Source organism: Protaetiibacter sp. SSC-01 (assembly GCF_014483895.1).
Taxonomy (GTDB): domain Bacteria; phylum Actinomycetota; class Actinomycetes; order Actinomycetales; family Microbacteriaceae; genus Homoserinibacter.
On sequence record NZ_CP059987.1, the window covers coordinates 2,410,414 to 2,425,075 of the forward strand.

Below are 14,662 nucleotides of genomic sequence, written 5' to 3' on the forward strand. Positions count from 1 at the left end.
CGAGCCCTCGCCGGATAGGGTCGAGGTCGTGCTGCTCGACTGGTCCGCGGTGGCCCCGCCGTTCGTCGTCGCACTCGTGTGCGTCCTGCTGCCCGGGGGGCTCGTGGCGACGCTGTTGCGCGTGCGCGGGACGGCCGCGATCGCCATCGCGGGGCCGATCTCGGTCGCGATCATCGGGGTGACCGGCGTCCTCGCCGACCTCGTGGGCGCGCCGTTCGGCGCCGGCGCTGTCGCGGTCTGCACCGCCCTCGCCGCCGCGGCCGCGTTCGTGCTGCGCCGCTTCACGCCGCTTGTGCGGCGGGCGACCGACCGCTGGGCCCGTCCGTCCCTCGCGCTCGTCGGCGGCCTCGTCGTGGGCTCCGGCGTCATCGGGCTCACGGCTCTGGCGTGGCTGCCGTCCCTGCCGATCGATCAGAGCTACGACGGCGTCTTCCACGCGAACGCGATCGCGTCGATCCTCGACGGCGGCTCCGCCTCCTCGTTCCGCCTCTACGCGATCACGCACCCGAGCGACGGCGTCGAGTTCTATCCGGCCGGGTGGCATTCGCTCGCGGCTCTCTCCGCCCAGCTCACGGGGGCACCGGTGCCGTTCGCGTCGATCGCGACGTGGTGGGCCGTCGCCTCCGCGGTATGGCTGCCGGGGATCGCCTGGCTGAGCGAGCTGCTCGTACGCGGCCCTCGGATGCTCGTGCTGCCTGCTGCCGCCGTGGCGGGATCCGCCTTCACGATATTCCCCGCGCTCCTGCTCGACTGGGGTGTCATCTATCCCACCTTTCTCGCCTACTCGCTCCTGCCAGCGGGGGTCGCGCTGACGGTCGCCGCCTTCGGCGCCACCCGCAGCGAGGCGGCACCGCGGATCCCGCTCGCGTGGGCCGCCCTCATCGTGTGGTTCGCCGGCGCGTGCTTCGCGCATCCGCGCTCGCTGCCCACGGGCCTCGTCGTGCTCGCGCCGTTCCTGGTCTGGCGCGTCGCGCGCTGGGTCGCGCCGCGCCTGCGCGACCCAGCCAGGCGCCGACGGTGGCTCACGTGGCTCGCCGCGGGGGCGACCGCGCTCGTGCTCGCGGGCGTCGGCGCGGTGGTCTTCGCCTTCCGCTACTTCGACGTGGCGAACCGCCCGATCTCGGACCGTCTCAACGGAGGCCCCGCCCTCGCGACGATGACCCCCGGCGAGGCCGTCTGGTCGGTGCTCGCGCAGTCGACCCCCACCTCGACATGGGCACTCCCCGCCTCCCTCGTCCTCGCCGCGCTCGTGCTGAGCGGTGTCGTGCTCGCGATCGTCCGCCCCTCGCTGCGGTGGGTCGCCGTCGCCTACGCGCTCGTCGCGCTGCTGTTCTGCCTCGCCGCATCCTCCGATTCGGACATCGCCAAGCTGGCCACGGCGCTCTGGTACAAGGACAAGTTCCGCCTGATCACCGCGCTCCCGTTGCTCGGTGTCCCTCTCGTCGCACTCGCTCTCGTCGGCCTGCGCGGCCTCATCGTGCGCCTCACGCGTCGCCGGCTCCCCCGCATCGCCCGCAACGTGCTCGCAGCGCTCGTGGCGGGCGCGCTCCTCGTGCTCACGGTCGAGTCGCCCGCGCTCGCCGCGATGCGCGGGACGCTCGCGGCGTCGTTCGACGTCGGCGACGAGAAGGATGGGCGCCTCATCGACCGCGACGACGTCGCGCTCCTCACGCGTCTCCCCGACCTCGTGCCCGAAGGGGAGCTCGTCGTCGGCAACCCGTGGAACGGATCCGTGCTCACCTGGTCGGTCGGCCGGCGCGAGGCGCTCTTCCCCCACCTCGTCGGCATGTGGGACCCTGACCGTCTGCTCGTCGCCGCCGGGCTGTCGCAGGCGGCCGAGAACCCGATCGTGTGCGACGCCCTCGAGCGCCTCGGCGTCGGCTACGCGTACTACTCCGAGGGCCTCCTGTGGGACGGGGATCCGCAGGCGCAGGCGTTCCCGGGCGTCGACGCGGCGCACGGCGACCCGCGCGTCATGGAGCTCGTGGCCCGCGAAGGGGATGCCGAGCTGTACCGCATCACCGCCTGCGGATGACGCCCGGGCACGACGGGTAGAATCGCTCGAGCCCGCGCGGCCCGCGGCCGCGTCCGGCCGCCCGATCCCCGAATGAGGTCCCGTGACAACTGATGCGTCGGTCGGCGGTTTCGTGCGCCCTGGCGATAGCGCCGGGCTCATCGACGTCTTCCGTCGCCGCTATCTGCTGAGCCTTCTCATCCGCAAGGAGGTGCAGGTCCGCTACCGCGGATCGGTGCTCGGCTGGCTGTGGTCGTACGTGAAGCCCACCGCGCAGTTCATCGTCTTCTTCCTCGCGCTCGGCGTCTTCCTCCGCCTCAACGCGAGCATGGACGTCTACCCGATCTACCTCTTCAGCGGCCTGATCGCCGTGAACTTCTTCACGGAGGCGTTCTCGAACGGCACGAAGTCGATCGTCGACAACGGCCCGCTGATCAAGAAGATCTACCTGCCACGCGAGATGTTCCCCGTCGCGTCGACGATCGTGGCGTTCATCAACTTCCTCCCGCAGCTGCTCGTGACCGTCGTCGTCGCACTCTTCGTCGGGTGGCACCCCGAGCCGCTCCAGCTCCTCGGCGTGCTCATCGGCATCCTCATCATCGCCGTGCTCGCGACCGGCCTCGGGATGCTGTTCGGCGCCATCAACGTGTCGTTCCGCGACTCGCAGAACTTCGTCGAGCTCATCGCGCTCGTCGTGACGTGGGCATCACCCGTGCTCTACCCGTGGACCACCGTGCGCGACGCGTTCCCCGACTGGCTCGTGCAGGTCTACCTCATGAACCCCGTCACGGTCGCGGTCGAGCTCTTCCATGCGGGCCTGTGGTTCCCGACCACGCCCGGCACCTTCGAGCTGCCGCCTGACCTCTACCTGCGCGCCGGAGTCGGCGTGCTCATCGCGGTCGCGGTGCTGCTCCTCGGCCAGCTCGTCTTCCGTCGTTTGGAGGGTCGTTTTGCCCAAGACCTCTGACGCGGAGGCGCGCATCATCGTCAAGGACGTCAGCAAGCGCTTCGTCCTGCGCCACACGCACTCCTTCAAGGAGACCTTCGTCGCACTCGTGCGCCGGAAGAGGCTCGCGACGACCTTCGACGCACTGCACGACGTCTCGGTGACCATCCGCGAGGGCGAGTCCGTCGCTCTGTTCGGGTTCAACGGCTCCGGCAAGTCGACGCTGCTCAAGCTCATCTCAGGGGTCCTTCGACCGGACGGCGGCGAGCTGCTCACGCGCGGTCGAGTCGCGGGTCTCATCGAGGTCGGTGCAGGCTTCCACCCTGACCTGAGCGGTCGCGAGAACATCTACCTCAACGCGGCCATCCTCGGCATGTCCAAGAAGGAGATCGACGAGCGCTACGACGAGATCGTCGAGTTCAGCGAGATCGCGGACTTCATCGACACCGAGGTCAAGCACTACTCCTCGGGCATGTTCGTGCGCCTCGCCTTCGCGGTCGCGATCCACACGACCGTCGACATCCTGCTGGTCGACGAGATCCTCGCGGTCGGCGACGAGCCGTTCCAGCGCAAGTGTCTCGACAAGATCCGCGAGCTGCAGAGCCAGGGCAAGACGATGGTCGTCGTGAGCCACGCGCTCGACACGGTCGCCGACCTGTGCCCACGCGGTGTGCTGCTCCGGAAGGGCCGCGTGGTCTTCGACGGCCCCTCGCACGAGGCGGTCGCGATGCTGAGGGCGAAGTAGGCGGAGCGGTGGCGATCTCACTCCGGTACGTGCTGGACGAGATCCTCGACGCAGCGCTCCCCGCGACGGGGAGCGCTGCGGAGCAGCTGGCCCGCGCCCTCATCCGCACAGCCCCCGAGGGGGCGGAGGTCATCGGACTCGTGTCGGCGTCGCCCGAACCCGAGTACGCGGAGCTCGCCGAACGTCTGCCCGGTCTCGCGGGGCTCGAGAAATCGGCGCTCGCCCGCCGCGAACTCGCGTCAGCCTGGCGCCGTGGACTCGTCTCGGCGCCGAGGGGGATGCTGCACTCGCCGAGCCTGCTGGCCCCGCTCGGCCGACACGACCGCGTCAACGACCCCGGTACGCAGGTGGCGGTGACGCTGCACGACGCACTTCTCTGGACCGATCCCGAGACGGTCATGGGCCGCTCGCTCGCGTGGCAGCGCGCGATGATTCGGCGCGCGGAGCGCTACGCCGACGCCCTTGTCGTGCCCAGCCACGCCGTCGCTGCGGCCGTCGCCGAGCACGCCGACTTCGGCGACCGCGTCCGCGTCATCCCGCTCGCGCCGGCCGAGGGGCTCACGATCCCCCACGACGCTCTCGCGCGCTTGCGCGAGCTCGGGCTGCCGAACAGCTACGTGCTGTCTTTCGCCACACCCAACCCTCGCCACCGCCTCGGCGATCTGCTCGAGGCCTTGCTCCCGCTCGACGTGCCGCTCGTGCTCGCGGGCGACTCGGACGAGACGACGATCGAGGCGCTTCGCGAGACTGCAGGCTTTCCGGCCCACCGGCTCGTGCGCCTCGGCCGTCTCGGGGCGCACGACCGCGCAGCCGTACAGGCCGGAGCCGCGGTGTTCGTCCAGCCGAGCCGCGAGGAGGGCTTCGGCCTCGGAATCCTCGAGTCGTTCGCGCTCGGCGCGCCCGTCGTCTGCTCGGACGCGCCCGCGTTCGTTGAGCTCGTCGACGACGCCGCGGAGGTCGTATCGGGTGACGGCTTCGCCGAGGGACTGCGCAGCGCGATCGCGCGCGTGCTCGACGACGAGGGGCACGCCGAGCGCCTCAGTGTCGCGGGCCGCGACCGCGCGCGTGCCTTCAGCTGGCGCGACTCCGCCGAGAAGGTCTGGCAGCTGCACGCTGACCTCTGACGAGGGGACTTCCCCCCAGGCTTGGCGACTGCTACTTTTCGGCTGATCGCCGTCGGGCGATGACCGCCGACAGCACATCCCGATCGAACAGGCGCTGATGACCACCACCCGTCCCCGCTTCGCGGCATGGTCCCTCGTCGCAGCGATCGCCGTCGCCTCGACCCTCCTCAGCGCCACGCCGGCCGCTGCCGAGCCTGCCTCTATCACGGGGCACGTCGACCTCGGAACCCCCGGCGTCTCTGCGGGGGAGGGTGAGGTGCGCGTCCAGGCATCGCTCTCCCGGTCGATGATCAACCCTCTCACGACGTTCACCGACGCCTCCGGGCACTACGCCGTGCCGGGGGCGACGACCACCAACCGCTACTACGTGATGTTCGAGTACCTCGGGGATCAGCCCCTCGCGAGCACGACCCAGGTGTACGGCACGCGCGGTGGCGAGGTGCTCGATCACGTCATCCCGCCGGGCTACATCGTGTCGGGCCACGTCGGATTGCACGAGGCGGGGACACCCGCCGCCGGCGTGACGGTCGAGCTGCGCCCGAACGACGGCAGCGTGGGTTTCGCGACCCACCGCACGACCACCGGCTCGGACGGGAGCTACGCCTTCCCGCGCGTCGAGGCCGTCGACATGATCCTCGCGTTCTCGTTCGTGCCCGGCCAGCTGCAGCCGCCCATCGACTGGTACTTCGATACGGACGGGATCGGCTCGTCTCGCCCGGGTCCCGGCCGTATCATCCATCCGACCGCCGACCGCACCGACTACGACGTCGTACTGCGCGGTGGCGCCGGTATCACCGGCATCATCACGGACTCGAGCGGCGAGCCCATCGCGAACATGCCCGCCAACGCGGCGTGCATCCTGCCCGACTACTCCGCAGGACCGCGCTACACCGCGCACTCCGACGAGGACGGGCGCTACATCTTCCGCGGGATCCCGAAGGTCTGCCGGATGTCCGTCGCCGTGGGCGGATACGGCGGGCCGAACGGACGGTGGCCCTCCTACGTCGACATGTCCGGAAACGTCATCGTGGAGGGCGTCGACATCGTCGTCTACGAGCAGACGTCGTTCACGGTCGCCTTCGACGGGCCCGGCTCCGCCGCCTCCTACGACGACGTCTACGGTCAGCTCCAGGTCGCGTACTCGGCGTGGGACGAGGACGCGGAGGAGTGGTCCGAGTGGTCGACCATCCACCGCGCGGGGGCTGGCTTGTGGAACATGCCGGACCTTCGACCCGGCTACTACTACATCGACATCTACCGCTTCCAGAACCCGTACTTCCCCGGCGTCGAGGCGCTCGTCTACCTCGAGGAAGGCGACACCCCGCGCTACGAGGTCTGGATGCCGAACCCCATGTCGGTGCAACTGCTGACCTTCGCGGACGTCGACCCGTCGAACGGGTTCTACGAGGAGATCGAGTGGCTCTATCGCGCGGGAATCACGCGCGGCACCGTGGGCACGGACGGTGTGCGCCGATTCGACCCCGCGCAGAACGTGTCGCGCGGCGCGATGGCGGCCTTCCTCTACCGCGCCGCCGGCGAGCCCGCATTCACGCCCCCTGCAACGCCGAGCTTCATCGATGTGCCGAAGAGCTATCAGTTCTACAAGGAGATCGAGTGGATGAAGGCCCAGGGCATCGCGATGGGCACCCGGGCCGGAGCCGTGACCTACTACAAGCCGTACGACGACGTCATCCGTCGCGATATGGCGGCCTTCATCTACCGTGCCCAGGGCTCGCCAGCATTCGACGCCCCCACGACGCCGCCTTTCACCGACATCCCTGTGTGGTCCACCTACGCGAGGGAGATCGCGTGGATGAAGGCGGAGGGGATCACGCGCGGTAACGCCGACGGCAGCTTCGCGGCCGAGGCACCTGTCTACCGGGCCGCCATGGCGGCGTTCCTCTATCGCATCTACGGCGACTGAGGTCGACCCGGCTCCCGCTCAGCCCGCAGGCGTCTCCGTCGGCTTCGGCCCGACGAGCTCCTGCACCTTCGCGCGGATGAACGCGTAGTCCGGGTTCTCGGGGTCGACATCCGGCGGCGTGAGGTCGTACGAGACGACCTCCTGCTCCTTCGCCTTCTCGCCGAGCTGCACGAAGTACGACAGCATCTGCTTCGGGATGTCGGTCTTCACGACCTGCTTGCCGGCCTCCGCGATCCCCACGAAGTTGGAGAGCACGTTGCCGGGCGTGAACTGGTCGAGGATCGCCTCCTGCACCTGGCGCTGGCGCTGCATGCGCGTGTAGTCGCTCGTGCCGTAGCGCGTGCGGGCGTAGGTGAGGGCCCAGCCGCCGTCCATGTGGTAGTCGCCGGGCTCGAAGTAGCCGGCGGGCGGCAGGGAGTTGCCGTGCTCGTCCTCGTTCGCGCCGTACGGCACGCGCTCGGTGACGGTGATGTCGATGCCGCCCATCGCGTCGATGAGGTCGGCGAAGCCCTGCATGTCGATGATGACGAAGAAGGGGATCTCGAGGCCCGTCACGCCTTCGACGGCGTCGCGCATCGCCTCGATGCCGGGGCTCGAGCCGTTCGCCTCGGCGTCCGGGTAGAGGTAGGCCCAGTCGAGCTCGCCGTACGTGTAGAGGTAGTCGATAATGCAGCCGCTGCCGCAGTCGTAGCCGTTCGGCAGCACCTCCCACATGGGCGAGCCCTCCGAGAACGGCACGTTCTCGAGGTTGCGCGGGATGCCGATGAGCGTCACCTGGCCGGTCTCGGCGTCGACGCTCGCGACCGAGATGCTGTCGGGCCGCATCCCCTGGCGGTCGGGTCCGGCATCCCCGCCGAGCAGCAGGATGTTGTAGCGGCCGTCGACGGGCTCGACGGTGGGACGCTCAGCGAAGATCGCGTCGAGCAGGCCGATGCCCGAGGTCGAGACGACGGCGCCGTACGCGGCCGTGCCCGAGACGGCGGCGAGCGCGACGACCGAGAGGCCGGCGACGAACGCGCGCGCCGCGGGGGCGACGCGCACGAGCACGACGAGCCGCAGGGTGTCGAGCGTCAGCACGACCCACAGCACGGCGTAGAACACGAGCGCGGCCGCCCCGCCCGCGAGCACCCACGTGTTGGTCGCGATCGTGAGCAGCAGGCCGCGCGCGAAGAGCAGCAGCGCGAGGGCGACGAGCGCGATCGCCCAGAGCACGAGCGTCGCGCCGAGGCCGAAGCGGCCGAGGCGGCGGTTGCCCGCGAGCACCTGCGCCGAGCCGGGCACGAGCAGGTTGAGCCCGACGAGCCACCAGGCGCGCTTCGTCATGAAGTCGGTGTCGGTGCGATCCGGGTCGCGCAGCACGCTCGCCATGCTCAGAGCTTCTGCTGCAGCGCCGCGTTCTTCTCCTCGACGAGCACCTCGAGCGAGGCGGCGAAGTCGGCGAGACGGGCGGTGAGCTCGGGGTCGCCGGAGGCGAGGATGCGCGCCGCGAGGATGCCGGCGTTGCGGGCTCCGCCGATCGACACGGTCGCGACGGGGATGCCCGCGGGCATCTGCACGATCGAGAGCAGCGAGTCGAGGCCGTCGAGCTTCGCGAGCGGCACGGGCACGCCGACGACGGGGAGGGTCGTGACGGATGCGAGCATGCCCGGCAGGTGGGCCGCTCCCCCGGCGCCCGCGATGATGACGCGCAGGCCGCGGTCGGCTGCCTCGCCTCCGTAGCTCATGAGCTTGCGCGGGGTGCGGTGAGCCGAGACGACCTCGACCTCGTAGGGGATGCCGAACTCCGCGAGCACGGTGGCCGCGTCCTGCATGACCGACCAGTCGGAGTCGGAACCCATGACGACGCCGACGAGGGGCTTCAGCTCAGGCACCCCTCGATGCTACGGGTCAGTCCTGGAAGAAGGCCGCCGCGGCACGCGCTCGGGCGACGACGTCGTCGAGCTCGGCGCCCGTCGCCGTCACGTGCCCGACCTTGCGACCGGGCCGCGACTCCTTGCCGTAGGAGTGCAGCTTGACCTCGGGCCGGTCGGCCATGGCGCGCGCGTAGCGGTCCGGCATCCGCTCGCCCGAGGGGCCGCCGAGGATGTTGACCATGACGCTCACGGGCGCGAGCGGCTCGGTGTCGCCGAGGGGCAGGTCGAGCACGGCGCGCAGGTGCTGCTCGAACTGGCTCGTGACGGCGCCGTCGATCGTCCAGTGGCCCGTGTTGTGCGGGCGCATGGCGAGCTCGTTGACGAGCAGGCGCCCGTCCTCGGCCTCGAAGAGCTCGACGGCGAGTACGCCCGTGACGTCGAGCTCGGATGCGATGCGCTCGGCGAGCGCGCGCGCCTCCTCCGGCAGGCCCCCGGCCCGCGGCGCGGGCGCGAACACCTCGGCGCACACGCCGTCGCGCTGCACGGTCTCGACGAGCGGCCACGCGCGCACCTCGCCCGAGGGGCGTCGCGCGACGAGCTGCGCGAGCTCACGGCGGAAGGGCACGAACTCCTCGACGAGGAGGCCGTCGGCCGCGTCCGCGAACCAGTCGTCGGCTCCGGATGCGTCGCGCACGACCCGCACGCCCTTGCCGTCGTAGCCGCCGCGCGGGGTCTTCACGACCGCGATCCCGCCGTGCGCGTCGAGGAACGCGCCGAGCTCGGCGGCATCCGCGATGCGTGCCCAGTCGGGCACGGGGGCGCCGATCGCGCTCAGGCGCTCGCGCATGACGGTCTTGTCCTGGGCCACCGCGAGCGCGTGCGGCCCGGGGTGCACGGCCACGCCGGAGGCGACGAGCCGGTCGAGCACGTCCTGCGGAACGTGCTCGTGGTCGAAGGTGACGACGTCGACGTCGGCCGCGAACGCGAGCACCGTGTCGACGTCGCGGTAGTCGCCGACGGCGGTCGCCGCGAGGGCTGCGGAGCTGCCATCGATCTCCGCGAGCACGCGCAACTCGATGCCGAGGGCGACGGCGGGAGGGATCATCATGCGGGCGAGCTGCCCGCCCCCGATGACGCCGACTCTCACAGGATGCCTCCCCAGCTTCGCGTGGAAAACGGCGGCTAGACTGCCGCCTCTACGACCCTACGGCCCCCGACGCGGAAGGCACGACGCGTGCGCAAACTCTTCGCCCAGTTCGCGCGATTCGGCGTCGTCGGCCTCGTCGGCCTCGTCATCGACTTCGGGGTGTTCAACCTCCTGCGCGCGACGGTCTTCGACCCCGAGAACGTGCACGAGGGGCCCGTGCTCGCGAAGCTCATCTCGACCGCCCTCGCGATCGTCGCCAACTGGATCGGCAACCGCTACTGGACGTTCCGCGAGCACCGCGGCCGCCAGCTGTGGCGGGAGTTCGCGGAGTTCATGCTCGTGAGCCTCGGCGGCATGGCGGTCGGGCTCGCGTGCCTGTGGGTCTCGCATTACGTGCTCGGCTACACGAGCATCCTCGCCGACAACATCTCGGGCAACGTCATCGGCCTCGCGCTCGGCACGGCGTTCCGGTTCACGTTCTACAAGACGTGGGTGTTCGCCCCGCACCGCGGCGAGAGCGGCCCCGCGGTGTTCCCTGAGCACGCCGAAGCGGATGCGGCTCCCGCCGCCGAGCCGGCCGGCGCCGACGAGGCCTCCGACTCTCCGGTGGCCGTCAGCGGCGACCGAGCAGCGTCGTCTCGTCGCCCGGCCGCGACTGCTCCCGCTGACGCCGGGTAGCGACGGGGTTCACCGCGAGCTCCATGAGGTCGTTGAGCGTCGCCTGCACGAGGTTGGCGCCCGGCACGTCGCGCAGCACGACGGGATGCTCGAGGCCCGTGTTGATGAGCACGTCGCCCGAGCCGAACATGCCCTGCAGACCGTTCTTGCGCACCGTGACGTCGTAGCCGCGGCTGTGCAGCAGCTCCTGGCGCGTGCGCACGAAGACGCCGCCGCGCAGCACGATGCGGCGCGTCGTGATCGTGTAGTTGCGACCGAGCCACGCGATGAGGGGCAGCAGGAACAGCACGACGGCGACGAGCACGGCCCCCGCGAGCACGAGCCAGTTCTGCCACGCCTCGGGCAGCGTGCCGCCGAAGTAGCCGAGCGCAGCGGCATCCGCGACGAGCACGACGCACGGCAGCACGAGGGCGCGACCGTGCGAGCGCAGCCTCGCCACGACGGCCTCCGGCTGCACCGTCTGGGCGGCGCCGGGCACGCCGCCGGGTGTCGCGTGCGTCATGCTCCCGTTCTACCTGACGTGGGTCACATCGCCCGCCGCGACAGACCGCGTCGCGCCGTGCTCGTCCGCCACGACGAGGCGGCCGTCGGGGTCGAGGTCGACCGCGGTGCCGCGCAGGATGTCACCGTCGGGCAGCTCGACGTCGACCCGGCGGCCGAGCGTGAGGCATCCGGCGCGCGCGTCGGCGCGGATGCCCGAGGCCTCCGGGTCGGCCCCTGCGGCCAGGTAGGCGGTCACGCGAGCCCGCAGCCCCTCGAGGTAGCCCGCGAGCACGGCGTCCTCGAGCGCGTCGTCGACGGGCAGGCCCTCGACCGCGAGCGACGTCGCCGTCGGCACGGGCAGCTCCTCCGTCGTCATGCGCGTGTTGATGCCCGAGCCGATCACGACGCCCGTTCCGGCGGGCAGCAGCTCGGCGAGGATGCCGCTGATCTTGCGCCCGTCGACGAGCACGTCGTTGGGCCACTTGAAGCCCACCGCGCGGTTCGGAAGCGCGTGGCGCACGGCCGCCGCCATCGCCGTACCGGCGATGAGAGGCAGCCAGCCGAGGCGGTCGCCCTCGGGGGCGCTGCCGTCCGCGAGGCGCGGGCGCAGCAGCACGGATGCGGCGATCGCCGCGCCGGGCGGCGCCGTCCACGAGCGCCCCAGCCGCCCCCGGCCCGCGCTCTGGTAGCGCGTGAGCATGACGGTCATGTCGCGCATGCCCTCGCGGTCGGCGCGCGCGCACAGCTCCGTGTTGGTGGAGCTCGACGACGCGACCTCGTACAGGGCCGCGGCGACGCTCCGGCTCCGATCGAAGGTCATGGCCGCCAGCCTAGGATGTCGGTCATGCCGTCCGCGCGAGCCCCACGCTCCGGGCGCGTCCTCGTCATCACGCCCACCTACGACGAGGCCGACAACCTGCCCACGACGATCGAGGCGCTCCTCGCCTCGGGCGCCGACTGCGACGTGCTCGTCGTGGACGACGCGAGCCCCGACGGCACGGGCGAGCTCGCCGACCGCATCGCCGCATCCGAGCCCCGGGTGCACGTGCTGCACCGCGCCGCGAAGGACGGCCTGGGCCGCGCCTACCTCGCGGGGTTCGCGTGGGCGCTCGAACGCGGCTACGACATCGTCGTCGAGTTCGACGCCGACGGCTCGCACCCCGCCGACGCCCTCCCCGCGATGCTCGAGGCCCTGTCGGCGGATGCCGCGACGGGTCTCGTGATCGGCTCGCGCTGGGTGCCCGGCGGCCGCCTCGTCGACTGGCCCGCCTCCCGCCGCCTGCTGAGCCGCGCGGCCAACGCGTACGCGCGCGTCATGCTGCGCCTCCCGGTGAAGGACGTGACGGCCGGCTACCGCGCCTACCGGGCGGCGGTGCTCGACGAGATCGCGCACCAGGTCGTCGACTCCCGGGGCTACTGCTTCCAGATCGACCTCACCATCCGCACCCACGAGGCCGGATGGCGCATCCGCGAGGTGCCCATCACCTTCCGCGAGCGCCGTGCGGGCGCCTCGAAGATGAGCCGCGACGTCGTGGCCGAGGCCATGTGGCGCGTCACAGCGTGGGGCGTGCAGCGGCTCGTGCGCCCGCCCCGCACCCGCGCCCTCGGACAAGGCATCGCGCCCGGTCTTGTCGATTCGCACAACCCCGTGCCCCGGGAGGGCGACGGATAGGCTGGGCGCCGTGACCGACGAAACCGCCGCCCCCGACCTCTTCACGACCGCCGGCAAGCTCGCCGATCTCAAGGTGCGCTACCACGAGGCCGTGACGGCGAGCGGCGAGGCGGCCATCGCGAAGCAGCACGCGAAGGGCAAGAAGACGGCCCGCGAGCGCATCGAGGCGCTCCTCGACCAGGGCTCGTTCGTCGAGCTCGACGAGTTCGTGCGCCACCGCACTCACGCCTTCGGCATGGAGGGCAACCGCCCCTACGGCGACGCGGTCGTCACGGGCACGGGCACGATCCACGGCCGCCAGGTGGCCGTCTACGCGCAGGACTTCACGATCTTCGGCGGCTCGCTCGGCGAGGTCGCGGGCGAGAAGATCATCAAGGTCATGGAGCTCGCCCTCAAGACGGGCGTGCCCATCATCGGCATGCTCGACTCCGGCGGCGCGCGCATCCAGGAGGGCGTCGTCGCCCTCGGCAAGTACGGCGAGATCTTCCGCCTCAACACCGCGAGCTCGGGCGTCATCCCGCAGATCTCGATCATCCTCGGACCCGCCGCGGGTGGCGCCGTCTACGGCCCCGCGCTCACCGACTTCGTCATCATGGTCGACAAGACGAGCCAGATGTTCGTCACGGGTCCGGATGTCATCCGCACCGTCACGGGCGAGGACGTCGGCATGGAGGAGCTCGGCGGCGCGCTCACCCACAGCCAGCGCACGGGCGTCTCCCACTACCTCGCCTCCGACGAGGAGGACGCGCTCGACTACGCGCGCACGCTCGTGAGCTTCCTTCCCGACAACAACCAGGCGGAGCTGCCGGTGTACGACTCCGAGTCGGAGCTCGAGATCAACGACTCGGACCGTCGGCTCAACACGATCATCCCCGACTCCCCCAACCAGCCGTACGACATGCTCGAGGTCATCGAGCGCATCGTCGACAACGGCGACTTCCTCGAGGTGCAGCCGCTCTTCGCACCGAACATCGTCATCGGATTCGCGCGCATCGAGGGCCGATCGGTCGGCATCATCGCCAACCAGCCGAACCAGATGGCGGGCACGCTCAACATCGACGCGGGCGAGAAGGCCGCGCGCTTCGTGCGCTTCTGCGACGCGTTCTCGATCCCCATCCTCACGCTCGTCGACGTGCCCGGCTACCTGCCGGGAACCGACCAGGAGTGGACGGGCGTCATCCGCCGCGGCGCGAAGCTGCTCTACGCGTATGCCGAGGCGACCGTGCCGCTCGTGACGGTCATCACGCGCAAGGCCTACGGCGGCGCGTACATCGTCATGGGCTCGAAGCAGCTCGGCGCCGACCTCAACTACGCCTGGCCGACGGCCGAGATCGCGGTCATGGGCGGCCAGGGTGCGGTCAACATCCTGTACCGCAACGAGCTCAAGGCGGCCGAGGCCGCAGGCGAGGACGTCGCGGCCGTGCGCACGCACCTCGCCAACGAGTACACCTACAACGTCGCCTCGCCGTTCCTCGCCGCCGAGCGCGGCGAGCTCGACGGCATCATCGAGCCGGCCGCGACGCGACTCGTGGTCATCAAGGCGCTGCGGGCGCTGCGCACGAAGCGCGCGGCGCTGCCCGCCAAGAAGCACGGGAACATCCCGCTGTGACCCAGAAGCCCGAGCAGCTGCCCGCCGCGATCCGCGTCGTGGGCGGCGACCCCACGCCCGAGGAGCTCGCCGCGACGACGGCCGTGCTGCAGAAGGCGCTCGACGAGCTCGCGGGCATGCACCGCCGCACGCAGCGCACGATGACGACGTGGGAGCGGGAGCGCCGCGGCCTGCGCACGCCGCTCGAGCGCGGCGGCTGGAGCCGCTGGGCCCGCTGAGGTCGGGGGGCACCGCCGTTGCGAAACGGCGATTCGACGACGGAATCCGTCGCGCTCTGGGAAAACGCTTCCCTTATGCGCCGTAGAATGCGGCGTTGTACCCCGGAAAGCGCGCTCGTATCCCTTAAATCAGGGCCACGTCACCCGAAAATGTACCCCGAAAGTCCCCCGAAATGACGACTTACAGAGTTGTCATGGCGTCCGCATACTTGTGTACTAGCAGGTGTATCTCATCGAGTTACACAGCAT

General features: G+C 70.9%; 14 protein-coding genes. 9 read left to right on the forward strand and 5 right to left on the reverse strand.

The window, feature by feature from the left end:
* The first annotated feature begins 28 nt into the window (after window positions 1–28).
* From H4J02_RS11375 to H4J02_RS11390, 5 genes are all read left to right on the forward strand, one after another.
* Window positions 29–2,035, forward strand: coding sequence for a DUF6541 family protein (locus H4J02_RS11375; RefSeq protein ID WP_187674688.1), 2,007 nt, complete (start codon window positions 29–31; stop codon window positions 2,033–2,035).
* Window positions 2,036–2,117: 82 nt separating this feature from the next.
* Window positions 2,118–2,981, forward strand: coding sequence for an ABC transporter permease (locus H4J02_RS14045; RefSeq protein WP_262406055.1), 864 nt, complete (start codon window positions 2,118–2,120; stop codon window positions 2,979–2,981).
* Window positions 2,965–3,705, forward strand: coding sequence for an ABC transporter ATP-binding protein (locus H4J02_RS11380; RefSeq protein WP_262406056.1), 741 nt, complete (start codon window positions 2,965–2,967; stop codon window positions 3,703–3,705). The genes H4J02_RS14045 and H4J02_RS11380 overlap by 17 nt, the downstream gene beginning before the upstream one ends.
* Before the next feature lie 8 nt (window positions 3,706–3,713).
* Window positions 3,714–4,829 carry a glycosyltransferase gene (locus H4J02_RS11385; RefSeq protein WP_262406057.1) on the forward strand — a complete coding sequence of 372 codons (1,116 nt, stop codon included), beginning with the start codon at window positions 3,714–3,716 and terminating at the stop codon, window positions 4,827–4,829.
* A 97-nt stretch (window positions 4,830–4,926) separates the two neighbouring features.
* Window positions 4,927–6,753: an S-layer homology domain-containing protein gene (locus H4J02_RS11390; protein WP_187674690.1), complete on the forward strand. Its 1,827-nt coding sequence runs from the start codon at window positions 4,927–4,929 to the stop codon at window positions 6,751–6,753.
* Between the two features lie 18 nt (window positions 6,754–6,771).
* Here the strand turns inward: H4J02_RS11390 and H4J02_RS11395 are convergent, their stop codons facing one another.
* Genes H4J02_RS11395 through H4J02_RS11405 form a run of 3 tightly spaced genes read right to left on the reverse strand, consistent with a single transcriptional unit; the run spans window position 6,772 to window position 9,714 of the window.
* Entirely contained in the window at window positions 6,772–8,121 is a 1,350-nt protein-coding gene (locus H4J02_RS11395; protein WP_262406058.1) for an LCP family protein, read from the reverse strand.
* Window positions 8,122–8,123: 2 nt separating this feature from the next.
* Window positions 8,124–8,591, reverse strand: a complete 468-nt coding sequence (gene purE, locus H4J02_RS11400; RefSeq protein WP_187676559.1) for a 5-(carboxyamino)imidazole ribonucleotide mutase — start codon at window positions 8,589–8,591, stop codon at window positions 8,124–8,126.
* A gap of 49 nt (window positions 8,592–8,640) precedes the next feature.
* Window positions 8,641–9,714 (reverse strand): 5-(carboxyamino)imidazole ribonucleotide synthase, encoded by a 1,074-nt coding sequence (locus tag H4J02_RS11405; protein ID WP_187676561.1) that lies wholly within the window; start codon window positions 9,712–9,714, stop codon window positions 8,641–8,643.
* Window positions 9,715–9,840: 126 nt separating this feature from the next.
* Between H4J02_RS11405 and H4J02_RS11410 the strand changes: the two genes are divergently transcribed.
* Window positions 9,841–10,431 (forward strand): GtrA family protein, encoded by a 591-nt coding sequence (locus H4J02_RS11410; protein WP_187674691.1) that lies wholly within the window; start codon window positions 9,841–9,843, stop codon window positions 10,429–10,431.
* Here the strand turns inward: H4J02_RS11410 and H4J02_RS11415 are convergent.
* A complete protein-coding gene (locus H4J02_RS11415) occupies window positions 10,367–10,933 on the reverse strand; it encodes a PH domain-containing protein (protein ID WP_262406059.1) in 567 nt (188 codons plus the stop codon). The two genes, H4J02_RS11410 and H4J02_RS11415, sit on opposite strands and share 65 nt — an antisense overlap.
* Before the next feature lie 9 nt (window positions 10,934–10,942).
* Window positions 10,943–11,734, reverse strand: a complete 792-nt coding sequence (locus H4J02_RS11420; RefSeq protein WP_187674692.1) for a biotin--[acetyl-CoA-carboxylase] ligase — start codon at window positions 11,732–11,734, stop codon at window positions 10,943–10,945.
* Window positions 11,735–11,758: 24 nt separating this feature from the next.
* Between H4J02_RS11420 and H4J02_RS11425 the strand changes: the two genes are divergently transcribed.
* The 3 genes from H4J02_RS11425 to H4J02_RS11435 are packed head-to-tail and all read left to right on the forward strand — an operon-like array spanning window position 11,759 to window position 14,413.
* Window positions 11,759–12,586 carry a polyprenol monophosphomannose synthase gene (locus H4J02_RS11425; RefSeq protein ID WP_187674693.1) on the forward strand — a complete coding sequence of 276 codons (828 nt, stop codon included), beginning with the start codon at window positions 11,759–11,761 and terminating at the stop codon, window positions 12,584–12,586.
* 1 nt (window position 12,587) lies between these two features.
* Window positions 12,588–14,195 carry an acyl-CoA carboxylase subunit beta gene (locus tag H4J02_RS11430; RefSeq protein ID WP_397420162.1) on the forward strand — a complete coding sequence of 536 codons (1,608 nt, stop codon included), beginning with the start codon at window positions 12,588–12,590 and terminating at the stop codon, window positions 14,193–14,195.
* Complete coding sequence (locus H4J02_RS11435; protein ID WP_187674695.1) at window positions 14,192–14,413, forward strand: acyl-CoA carboxylase subunit epsilon; 222 nt, start codon at window positions 14,192–14,194, stop codon at window positions 14,411–14,413. The genes H4J02_RS11430 and H4J02_RS11435 overlap by 4 nt, the downstream gene beginning before the upstream one ends.
* Window positions 14,414–14,662: the final 249 nt, after the last annotated feature.

Excerpts from the sequence above, each read along its gene's own strand:
- H4J02_RS11415 (WP_262406059.1), bottom strand. The coding sequence starts at position 10,933 with ATGACGCACGCGACACCCGGCGGCGTGCCCGGCGCCGCCCAGACGGTG.
- purE (WP_187676559.1), bottom strand. The coding sequence starts at position 8,591 with ATGGGTTCCGACTCCGACTGGTCGGTCATGCAGGACGCGGCCACCGTG.
- H4J02_RS11420 (WP_187674692.1), bottom strand. The coding sequence starts at position 11,734 with ATGACCTTCGATCGGAGCCGGAGCGTCGCCGCGGCCCTGTACGAGGTC.
- H4J02_RS11405 (WP_187676561.1), bottom strand. The coding sequence starts at position 9,714 with ATGATGATCCCTCCCGCCGTCGCCCTCGGCATCGAGTTGCGCGTGCTC.
- H4J02_RS11425 (WP_187674693.1), top strand. The coding sequence starts at position 11,759 with ATGCCGTCCGCGCGAGCCCCACGCTCCGGGCGCGTCCTCGTCATCACG.
- H4J02_RS11395 (WP_262406058.1), bottom strand. The coding sequence starts at position 8,121 with ATGGCGAGCGTGCTGCGCGACCCGGATCGCACCGACACCGACTTCATG.
- H4J02_RS11390 (WP_187674690.1), top strand. The coding sequence starts at position 4,927 with ATGACCACCACCCGTCCCCGCTTCGCGGCATGGTCCCTCGTCGCAGCG.